Below are 8685 nucleotides of genomic sequence, written 5' to 3'. Positions count from 1 at the left end.
TCCTCGGCGATCTTCGCCTGCTCCGGCGTGACGACGTCCATGATCACGCCGCCCTTGAGCTGCTCGGCCATGCCACGCTTCACACGCGCGGTGCCCATCAGCGCCTCCAGGGCCATGGTCCCCAAATCGACTGACATAACTGCCTCCTGTGCCACATCCGGCCACTTCCGTTGGTCGAGCCTCTGTCCGACCCGTCAAACCTCTCTCTTCGCCGAGCCGCGCACAGTCGTCCACCCGGGGGGCCCGCCGGGTGGACGGGCCACCACCGACCAGGGGAGTCCGCGGATTACCCGGCCTTGGTTGAACAGTCCAAACTGATAAACCTATTGTTATTAATCATGGACGTGGCAGACAGGACCGAACGCGGCGGCACCGCAGCCGGCCGGCCGCAGGACACGTCGGCACTCGCCGGCGCGCTGCGCCTGGCCATGGGCCGCATCGTGCGCCGACTGCGCCAGGCGCACGCGGTGGGCGACATATCCCTCTCCGGTGTCTCGGTGCTCGCACGGCTGGCCCGCACCGGCCCGGACTCACCCGGCTCGCTCGCCGAACTGGAACGGGTCCGGCCGCAGGCGATGGCGGGAACGCTCGCGGGACTCGAACAGCGCGCCCTGGTGAGCCGCGCCCCCGACCCGGCCGACGGGCGCCGGGCCATCGTGTCCATCACCGACGAGGGCCGGAGCATGCTGGAGCAGCGCCGCTCCGAGTCCGTCGGCCGGCTCGCCCACGCCCTGGACGAGTTCACTCCGCGGGAACGCCAGGCCCTGTACGACGCCCTGCCCTTGCTCGACCGACTGGCGGAACGTCTGTGAACGGCAACGCGCCCGACGCGGGGCTGCGCGCCCGTCTCCTCGCCCGCTCGGCCCGCCTGCGGGACACGCCCCCGGGCCCCGGCTACAAGTGGGTCGCCCTCTCCAACACCACCCTGGGCGTCCTGATCGCCACGATGGACGCCTCCATCGTGATCATCTCCCTGCCTGCCATCTTCCGCGGCATCGGCCTGGACCCGCTCGCGGCCGGCAACATCGGCTACCTGCTGTGGATGATCCTCGGGTATCTGCTGGTCTCGGCCGTGCTGGTGGTCGTCCTCGGCCGGCTCGGCGACATGTTCGGCCGGGTGCGGATCTACAACCTGGGCTTCCTGGTCTTCGCCTGCGCCTCCGTCGCCCTGTCCCTCGACCCGTTCCGGGCCGGGGCCGGCGCGCTGTGGCTGATCCTGTGGCGCATCGTGCAGGCCTTCGGCGGCTCCATGCTCACCGCCAACTCCGCGGCGATCCTCACCGACGCCTTCCCGGCCCGGCAGCGTGGCACGGCCCTCGGGATCAACCAGATCACCGCGCTCGCCGGGCAGTTCCTCGGACTGCTGGCCGGCGGACTGCTCGCCGCCGTCGACTGGCGCGCGGTGTTCTGGGTGAGCGTCCCGATCAGCGTCACGGGCACCCTCTGGTCGTATCTGAGCCTGCGCGAGACCTCGGCCGGCGCGCGCGGCCGGGTCGACTGGCTCGGCAACCTCACCTTCGCCTCGGGCGCCGGCATCCTGCTCGCGGGCATCACCTACGGCATCCAGCCCTACGGCGGCCACGCCACCGGCTGGACCGACCCCCTGGTGCTCTCGGGGCTGATCGGCGGCGTCCTGCTCCTGCTGGTGTTCTGCGTCGTCGAGACCCGGGTCGCCGAGCCGATGTTCCGGCTGTCCCTGTTCCGGGTGCGGGCGTTCGCCGCGGGCAACATCGCCGCCCTGCTGACCGCGATCGCCCGCGGCGGGCTGCAGTTCATGCTGATCATCTGGCTGCAGGGCATCTGGCTGCCGCTGCACGGCTACGAGTTCGAGGACACCCCGCTGTGGGCCGGCATCTTCATGCTGCCGCTCACCGTGGGCTTCCTGTTCGCCGGTCCCGTCTCCGGCTACCTCTCCGACCGGTTCGGCGCCCGGCTCTTCTCCACGGCCGGGCTGCTCGTCGTCGCCGCGTCCTTCCTGGGCCTGCTGGCACTTCCGGTGGACTTCGACTACGGCTGGTTCGCCGCCCTGCTGCTGCTCAACGGGCTCGGCCAGGGCATGTTCTCCTCGCCCAACACCTCGTCGATCATGGGCAGCGTGCCCGCCCGCTACCGCGGGGTGGCCTCCGGCATGCGCTCCACGTTCCAGAACTCGGGCACGGCCCTGTCCATCGGCGTCTTCTTCTCGCTGATGGTCTCCGGCCTCGCCGCCTCGCTGCCGTCGACGCTCAGCAGCGGGCTCCAGGCGCACGGCGTGCCGGCCGCCACCGCCCACCAGGCGGCCTCGCTGCCGCCGGTCAGCACCCTGTTCGCCACCTTCCTCGGCAACAACCCCATCGGCCATCTGCTCGGCGCCGGCACGCTGGACCAGCTGACCGCGGCCCAGCGGGCCACCCTGACCGGTCACAGCTTCTTCCCCGAGCTGGTCTCCGGGCCCTTCCACCACGGCCTGGCCATCGTCTTCAGCGTGGCCGCCGGCATGGCCCTCGTCTCCGCGCTCGCCTCCGCCCTGCGCGGCGGTCATGAACGCGCCGAGGACAGCCCGGCCGGACCGGACCACGGGACCCGCAAGGGGGAGGAGCCGCGGACGGCACGCTCCTCGTGAGGGAGGCCCCGGGTTCTGGCAGAGGCCATCTCCGAACCAGGGGAGCCCCGGACCCTCGCCGCACCGCGGCCGGGTCTGTCTCCCAGTGTGCTCCCGGGCCGCCGGTGCGCACGACCCGGTCCGCCGGACCTTGGCGCAAGCAGACCCGCCGCCAGGTCTGCTTGCGCTTTTCGCGGGCAAGGGAACAAGGTGAGAAGGGAAGCGGTCGGGGAACGGCCGGGGGTCCGCGCACCCGACATGTGCCATGTGGGAGTGGGGAAAGACCACGGGTGATGCCCTGTGACACGAGGGGCCACGGTGACCGTGCAACCGGTCACGGACCAGGCGGTCGTACTGCGGCTGACGGGAACGTTCGACGCCCGCAGCGCCGGGCTGCTGGGGCGTGAGCTGGACCTGCGCCTGAAGCGGGCGGACGAGCGGGGCATGAGCCTCGTCCTGGACGTGTCCGGCGTCCGGGGGGTCAGCACCCCGGCCCTGGACGCCCTCGACGCCCACACCCGGCACCACACCGCCGGGCCCGTTCTCGTCGCCGGGGCCACCCCTCAGGTCCGCAGCATGCTCACGACGACACCTCTGCCGGGCATCCGGCTCTGCCCGAGCCTGGAGGGCGCACTCTCCACCGCGTGCGGCAGGACCGGGGAGACGGTGCGGCACCCGGCCATCGAGAACGCAGGCGAGATCTTCGGTCTGCGGGCCAAGGCCCGGACCAGCGGGATCATCGGCATCGCCCAGGGCATCCTGATCGCCCGCTACGGCCTGCCCGACCCGGCCGCCGCCTTCGCCCTGCTGCGGGCGGGCTCCCAGCACCACAACGTGCCGCTGCGGGTGCTGGCCTCGGCGGTGGTGACCGCTCCCGCCCCGCTGACGGCCGAGAAGTGGTTCCCGGGGCGCCGGCACACCTCGCCGCCCGCCATCGGACTGCCGCAGGCGGACCGGGTGGACCCCCGAGACCGCCGGCAGGTGCTGAGGGCCGCCATGTACGCGGCGGTGACGCTGGCGGACGCCGACGCGGCCGAGATCCACCTGGCCGACACGGGGCAGGAGGAGGCGCTGCAGCTGGAGGCTCATCACGGACTCGACGCGTCCTACCGCGACTGCCTCGCCCTGGTCCTCGGGCCGCCCGCGGTGTGCGCGCGGGCCCGTGCGGCGGGCCGGCCGGTGACCGTCGTGGACGTGGCCGCCGAGCCGGGCCTGGCCGCCCATCCCGTGGGCCTGGCGGCCCGCGCGGTGGGCAGCCGCGCCCTGTACGGGGTCCCCATGGTCGCGGAGTGCGGCGAGTGCAGCGGCGTGATCACCCTCCACCGCGCGGACCCCGGGGTCTGGCTGATCCCCGGGCAGCGGGACGCGCTGGACGGCCTGGCCCGCGATCTGGCCGCCTGGCGGTCCTGGTACCGGCGCACGGTGGTGCAGGACGCGCTGGAGTTCCTGCACACGCACGGCCGGTCCGGCGGCTGAGCGGTACGGCGCGGGCGGTCAGCGCTCGCGGCGCCGCCGCAGCAGGTGCCGTGCGACGAAGGCGGCGACCAGCACGGCGAGGCCGGCCAGGACGTAGACCTCGTAGTGCTTGATCTCGTCGTAGACGGCCGTGATGTGGCTGCCGGCCAGGTAGGCGAGGCTCGTCCACAGGCCGACCCACAGGGCCGCGCCGAGCGCGTTGTAGGCGAGGAAGCGGCGCCAGTGCATGCCCGTGGTGCCCGCGATGATAGGGCCGCCCCGACCCGGCGACGGCATCCGCGGCCCCGAAGGCCGTGACACCCGGTGCCGAGCGCCTACCCGCGGGGCGCGCCAGGGCCTGTCCGGCCTAGGAGCCGGAGCGGATACAGCCCCCGTCGTCGCCGGGATCCTGCTGGCAGGTGTCGCACAACTCGTGTTCACCGTCGCGGGTGACAACGGTTCCCCAGCCGAGACAGTGCTCGCAGCCGCGGGCACGGGCCAGGTCGGGATGGGGAGGCAGGAGGGGGCTGCGGTGGGCTCCGTACGCCATGCGGTGAGCGGCTCCTTGAAGTCGCAGGGGAAGCGGGGTCCGATGCGATTCCATTATGTCCTACTTATCCCGCATGTCTGTGATGTGTGTCACATGGAGCCAAGGTCATCCGAGGTTCCCGAGCCGGGCGTCGCGCCACAGGTCCACGCCGCCGTCGGTGGCGTACTCGTCGATCTCGGCCAGCTCCTCGTCGGTGAAGTCGAGGTTCTCCAGCGCGGCCACGTTCTGCTCCAGCTGCTCGACCCGCGAGGCGCCGATGACCAGGGACGTGACCCGCCGGTCCCGCAGCGCCCAGGCCAGCGCCAGCTGGGCCAGGGTCTGTCCGCGCCGGGCCGCGACGCCGTTCAGGGCGCGCAGCCGCCGCAGCATGTCCTCGGTCAGCCAGGAGCTGTCGAACGACGTGCCCCGCGCGGCCCGCGAGTCCTGTGGCACGCCCTCCAGGTAGCGGCCGGTCAGCAGGCCCTGGGCGAGCGCCGTGAAACCGATGACGCCGAACCCCTCCTCCTGCGCCACGTCCAGCAGGCCGTCGGTCTCGATCCAGCGGTTGAGCATGCTGTACGACGGCTGGTGGATCAGCAGCGGGGTGCCGAGGTCCCGCAGGATCGCGGCCGCCTGCCGGGTGCGCTCGGGGTCGTAGGAGGAGATGCCCACGTACAGCGCCTTGCCCTGGCGGACGGCGGTGTCGAGGGCGCCCATCGTCTCCTCCAGCGGCGTGCTCGCGTCCAGCCGGTGGGAGTAGAAGACGTCCACGTAGTCCACCCCCATCCGGCGCAGCGACTGGTCCAGCGAGGCCAGCACGTACTTGCGGGAGCCGCCGCCCTGGCCGTAGGGACCCGGCCACATGTCCCAGCCGGCCTTGGTGGAGATCACCAGCTCGTCGCGGTAGGGCGCCAGGTCCTGGCGCAGCAGCCGTCCGAAGTTGAGCTCGGCCGAGCCGTAGGGCGGACCGTAGTTGTTGGCCAGGTCGTGGTGGGTGATCCCGAGGTCGAAGGCGCGCAGGGCGATCTCCCGCTGGGCCTCGAAGGGACGGTCGTCGCCGAAGTTGTGCCAGTAGCCGAGGGACAGGACCGGCAGGTCCAGCCCCGAGCGGCCGGTGCGCCGGTAGCGCATGGGGCCGTCGTAGCGGGCGGGGTCCGCGACGTGGGTCATCGGGTCTTCTCCGGGTGGTGCGTAGGGGTGCCTCCGCGTGCGCGAGGGGGCCCGTCCACCCTGCGTCGGAGTGATCCGCAAGTCCAACCGCCGTCCCGGATGGGATTGAGTGGTTCCGTTTCTGAATCGGCCATCGGGGCAGGCGGTGATCAGTGCAGCGCGAGGTAGGGAGGCGCTCGTGAGCGAGGACGAGCAGGGCGGGGAACGGCAGACCGGCAGCGGGCCGCGGGGGCCGAAGGCGGTGGCCCTGCTGCCGCGGCAGGTTCGCGAGGAGCTGGTCCGCAGGCTGCGGGGCAACCGGGGGGCCTTTCGCGCGGACGACGTCCAGGTCGTGGAGTCCCCGCTGCTCAGGCGTGCGGTCGGCGCCTCCGCGCTCGGCAACTGCATGGAGTGGTTCGACTTCGGTGTCTACAGCTACCTGGCCGCCACCATCGGCAAGGTGTTCTTCCCCGGGGCCTCTCCGGCCGCCCAGGTCATCTCCTCCTTCGCCACCTTCGCCGCCGCGTTCGTCGTACGCCCCCTCGGGGGCGTCTTCTTCGGGCCGCTCGGCGACCGGGTGGGCCGGCAGAAGGTGCTCGCCACCACCATGATCATGATGGCGGTGGGCACCTTCGCCATCGGTGTCATCCCCGGTTACGGCACGATCGGCATCGCCGCTCCGATACTGCTCCTGTTGGCCCGCATGATCCAGGGCTTCTCCACCGGCGGCGAGTACGGCGGGGCCACCACGTTCGTCGCCGAGTACTCGCCCGACCGCAGGCGGGGCTTCCTGTCCAGCTGGCTCGACTTCGGCACCTTCGTCGGCTACGCCCTCGGCTCGGCACTGGTCACGGCGCTGAACCTGCTGCTGACCGACGGCCAGATGCTCTCGTGGGGCTGGCGCATCCCCTTCCTGATCGCCGGGCCGCTCGGGGTCATCGGCCTCTACATGCGGCTGAAGCTGGAGGAGTCCCCGGCCTTCCAGCAGCAGCTGGACGAGCACGAGAGGGCCCTGGCGCAGGAGTCGACGGGCAGCGAGCTCAAGGACATCGTCCGCAACCACTGGCGGCCACTGCTCATCTGCATGGGTCTGGTGCTGCTGTACAACGTCACCAACTACATGGTCACCGGCTATCTGCCGACCTACCAGACCGAGACCCTGCACCGCTCCAGCGGTTCCGGGGACCTGTTGGTGCTGGTCGGCATGGTGTGGATCGTCGTGCTGATCACCTTCCTCGGCCGACTGAGCGACCACGTCGGCAGGCGGCCGGTCTACGGGGTCGCCGCCGCCGCGATGATCGTGCTGGCCGTGCCCTCCTTCCTGCTGCTCAAGGCGCAGGGCACCTGGTTGCCGGTCCTCGGTGTGCTGATCCTGTCCACCCTGCTGGCCTGCTTCGCCGCGCCCAGCGCGGCCACCCTGCCCGCGCTGTTCCCCACCGCCGTCCGCTACGCGGCCATGGGCATCGGCTTCAACATCGCCGTCGCCGCCTTCGGCGGCACCACCCCGCTGGTCACCGCCGCACTGGTCACCGCGACCGGCGACGACCTGATGCCCGCGTACTACCTGATGCTCGCCGGTGTCATCGGCCTGCTGACCGTCAAGTTCCTGCCGGAGAGCGCCCAGGTGCCGCTCAAGGGTTCCCGCCCGATGGTCGGTTCCAGCGAGGAGAGGCGTGAACTGATCACCGTGTCGCGGGAGTTGTACGCCATCACACAGGAGCGCGAGAAGACCCGGGGCCGCTGAGCCGCCCCGGGCCCGCTCCACGGCTGTTCGATCCTACGAACTTCGCGCATCCAGGGTGCCCGGACCCCGACGCCTCTGATAGGAAACTTTCCTACCAGTGCGGTACGGACCAACTCCCCACCCCCCACTCTCCCTTGGAGTCCCTGTGGTGCACGCAGACCGCGAGACAGCAGCCCACGCCCGTATCTCCCGCCGGACCGTCGTCGCCCTGCTCGGCGCCGTCGCCTCCGGCGCCGTGCTCGGCGTCCAGCGCGCCGGATCGGCGGCGGCCGCCGCGCCCGGCCTCGACGACCCCGCGAAGAAGGAGATCGCGATGGAACTGGTGTCGAGCGCGGAGAACTCCTCGCTCGACTGGAAGGCCCAGTACAAGTACATCGAGGACATCGGCGACGGACGCGGCTACACCGCCGGCATCATCGGCTTCTGCTCCGGCACCGGCGACATGCTCGACGTCGTCCAGCTCTACGCCGGCCGCAAGCCGGGCAACGTCCTCGCCAAGTACCTGCCCGCCCTGCGGAAGGTCAACGGCAGCGACTCGCACGCCGGCCTCGACCCCGACTATCCCAGGGACTGGCGCAAGGCCGCCCAGGACGCCGTGTTCCAGCAGTGCCAGAACGACGAGCGCGACCGGGTCTACTTCGACCCCGCGGTCGCCCAGGGCAAGACGGACGGACTGCGCGCCCTCGGCCAGTTCTGCTACTACGACGCGATCGTCATGCACGGCGACGGCGACGACCCCACCAGCTTCCGCAACATCCGGGGGCGGGCCCTGCGCAGCGCCAAGCCGCCGGCGCAGGGCGGGAACGAGACGACGTACCTCAACGCCTTCCTCGACGCGCGGGTGTGGGCCATGAAGCAGGAGGAGGCCCACAGCGACACCAGCCGCGTCGACACCGAGCAGCGGGTCTTCCTGCGCAAGGGCAACCTCGACCTGAACACCCCGCTGGACTGGAAGACGTACGGGGACAGCTACCACATCGGCTGAGCCCGCGCTCTACGGAGCGTGCGGCAGGCCGCCGGGCGCGGGCACCGCAACCCCGGAGCCCAGCAGGGCGGCCTGCCGTGCCGTGATGTGCCGACCAGAGGTTCACCAGGATGTCTCCGCGGCCCCGGCCGGCCCCGGCGGGGCCGCTCGCGCGCTGCACGCCGAGCAGGAGCCCGCGCGGTGCCAGAGGTTGACCCCCGGTATCGGCCAGGCGAGCACGGTCCACGCGGCGGAGCCCCGCG

At 71.7% G+C, this 8685-nt stretch carries 8 protein-coding genes and 1 pseudogene; 5 read left to right on the top strand and 4 right to left on the bottom strand.

Features of this window, described 5'->3' with window-relative positions:
• Nucleotides 1-116, bottom strand: a pseudogene (locus ACZ7FF_RS19165) (hypothetical protein); the annotation flags it as partial.
• Nucleotides 117-338: 222 nt separating this feature from the next.
• On the opposite strand from ACZ7FF_RS19165, the gene ACZ7FF_RS19160 reads away from it, so the two are divergent.
• The 3 genes from ACZ7FF_RS19160 (at nt 339) to ACZ7FF_RS19150 (ending at nt 4057) form a co-directional block, all read left to right on the top strand.
• Nucleotides 339-812, top strand: a complete 474-nt coding sequence (locus tag ACZ7FF_RS19160; RefSeq protein WP_470813389.1) for a MarR family winged helix-turn-helix transcriptional regulator — start codon at nt 339-341, stop codon at nt 810-812.
• A gap of 134 nt (nt 813-946) precedes the next feature.
• Nucleotides 947-2602 carry an MFS transporter gene (locus ACZ7FF_RS19155; RefSeq protein WP_470813403.1) on the top strand — a complete coding sequence of 552 codons (1656 nt, stop codon included), beginning with the start codon at nt 947-949 and terminating at the stop codon, nt 2600-2602.
• 297 nt (nt 2603-2899) lie between these two features.
• Nucleotides 2900-4057, top strand: coding sequence for an ANTAR domain-containing protein (locus ACZ7FF_RS19150; RefSeq protein ID WP_470813388.1), 1158 nt, complete (start codon nt 2900-2902; stop codon nt 4055-4057).
• An 18-nt stretch (nt 4058-4075) separates the two neighbouring features.
• On the opposite strand, the gene ACZ7FF_RS19145 is transcribed toward ACZ7FF_RS19150, so the two are convergent.
• The 3 genes from ACZ7FF_RS19145 to mgrA all read right to left on the bottom strand — a co-directional run bounded on the left by ACZ7FF_RS19145 (nt 4076) and on the right by mgrA (nt 5735).
• On the bottom strand, nt 4076-4285 hold the full coding sequence (locus ACZ7FF_RS19145) for a DedA family protein (protein WP_470813387.1): 210 nt from the start codon (nt 4283-4285) through the stop codon (nt 4076-4078).
• Between the two features lie 118 nt (nt 4286-4403).
• Nucleotides 4404-4586: a hypothetical protein gene (locus ACZ7FF_RS19140; RefSeq protein ID WP_470813386.1), complete on the bottom strand. Its 183-nt coding sequence runs from the start codon at nt 4584-4586 to the stop codon at nt 4404-4406.
• A 105-nt stretch (nt 4587-4691) separates the two neighbouring features.
• On the bottom strand, nt 4692-5735 hold the full coding sequence (gene mgrA / locus ACZ7FF_RS19135) for an L-glyceraldehyde 3-phosphate reductase (protein ID WP_470813385.1): 1044 nt from the start codon (nt 5733-5735) through the stop codon (nt 4692-4694).
• Nucleotides 5736-5913: 178 nt separating this feature from the next.
• On the opposite strand from mgrA, the gene ACZ7FF_RS19130 reads away from it, so the two are divergent.
• Nucleotides 5914-7458, top strand: coding sequence for an MFS transporter (locus tag ACZ7FF_RS19130; RefSeq protein ID WP_470813384.1), 1545 nt, complete (start codon nt 5914-5916; stop codon nt 7456-7458).
• A 145-nt stretch (nt 7459-7603) separates the two neighbouring features.
• The gene (locus tag ACZ7FF_RS19125) at nt 7604-8443 is read left to right on the top strand and encodes a chitosanase (RefSeq protein WP_470813383.1); all 840 of its coding nucleotides are present in this window, start codon (nt 7604-7606) and stop codon (nt 8441-8443) included.
• Nucleotides 8444-8685: the final 242 nt, after the last annotated feature.

The sequence above is a fragment of the Streptomyces sp. NPDC037126 genome (assembly GCF_055605965.1).
This window is presented reverse-complemented; position numbering and strand designations above follow the sequence as displayed.

What these genes read in the sequence shown, in the direction of transcription:
- ACZ7FF_RS19160 (WP_470813389.1), top strand. Translation starts at nt 339, where the DNA reads ATGGACGTGGCAGACAGGACCGAACGCGGCGGCACCGCAGCCGGCCGG.
- ACZ7FF_RS19155 (WP_470813403.1), top strand. Translation starts at nt 947, where the DNA reads ATGGACGCCTCCATCGTGATCATCTCCCTGCCTGCCATCTTCCGCGGC.
- ACZ7FF_RS19145 (WP_470813387.1), bottom strand. Translation starts at nt 4,285, where the DNA reads ATGCACTGGCGCCGCTTCCTCGCCTACAACGCGCTCGGCGCGGCCCTG.
- ACZ7FF_RS19140 (WP_470813386.1), bottom strand. Translation starts at nt 4,586, where the DNA reads ATGGCGTACGGAGCCCACCGCAGCCCCCTCCTGCCTCCCCATCCCGAC.
- mgrA (WP_470813385.1), bottom strand. Translation starts at nt 5,735, where the DNA reads ATGACCCACGTCGCGGACCCCGCCCGCTACGACGGCCCCATGCGCTAC.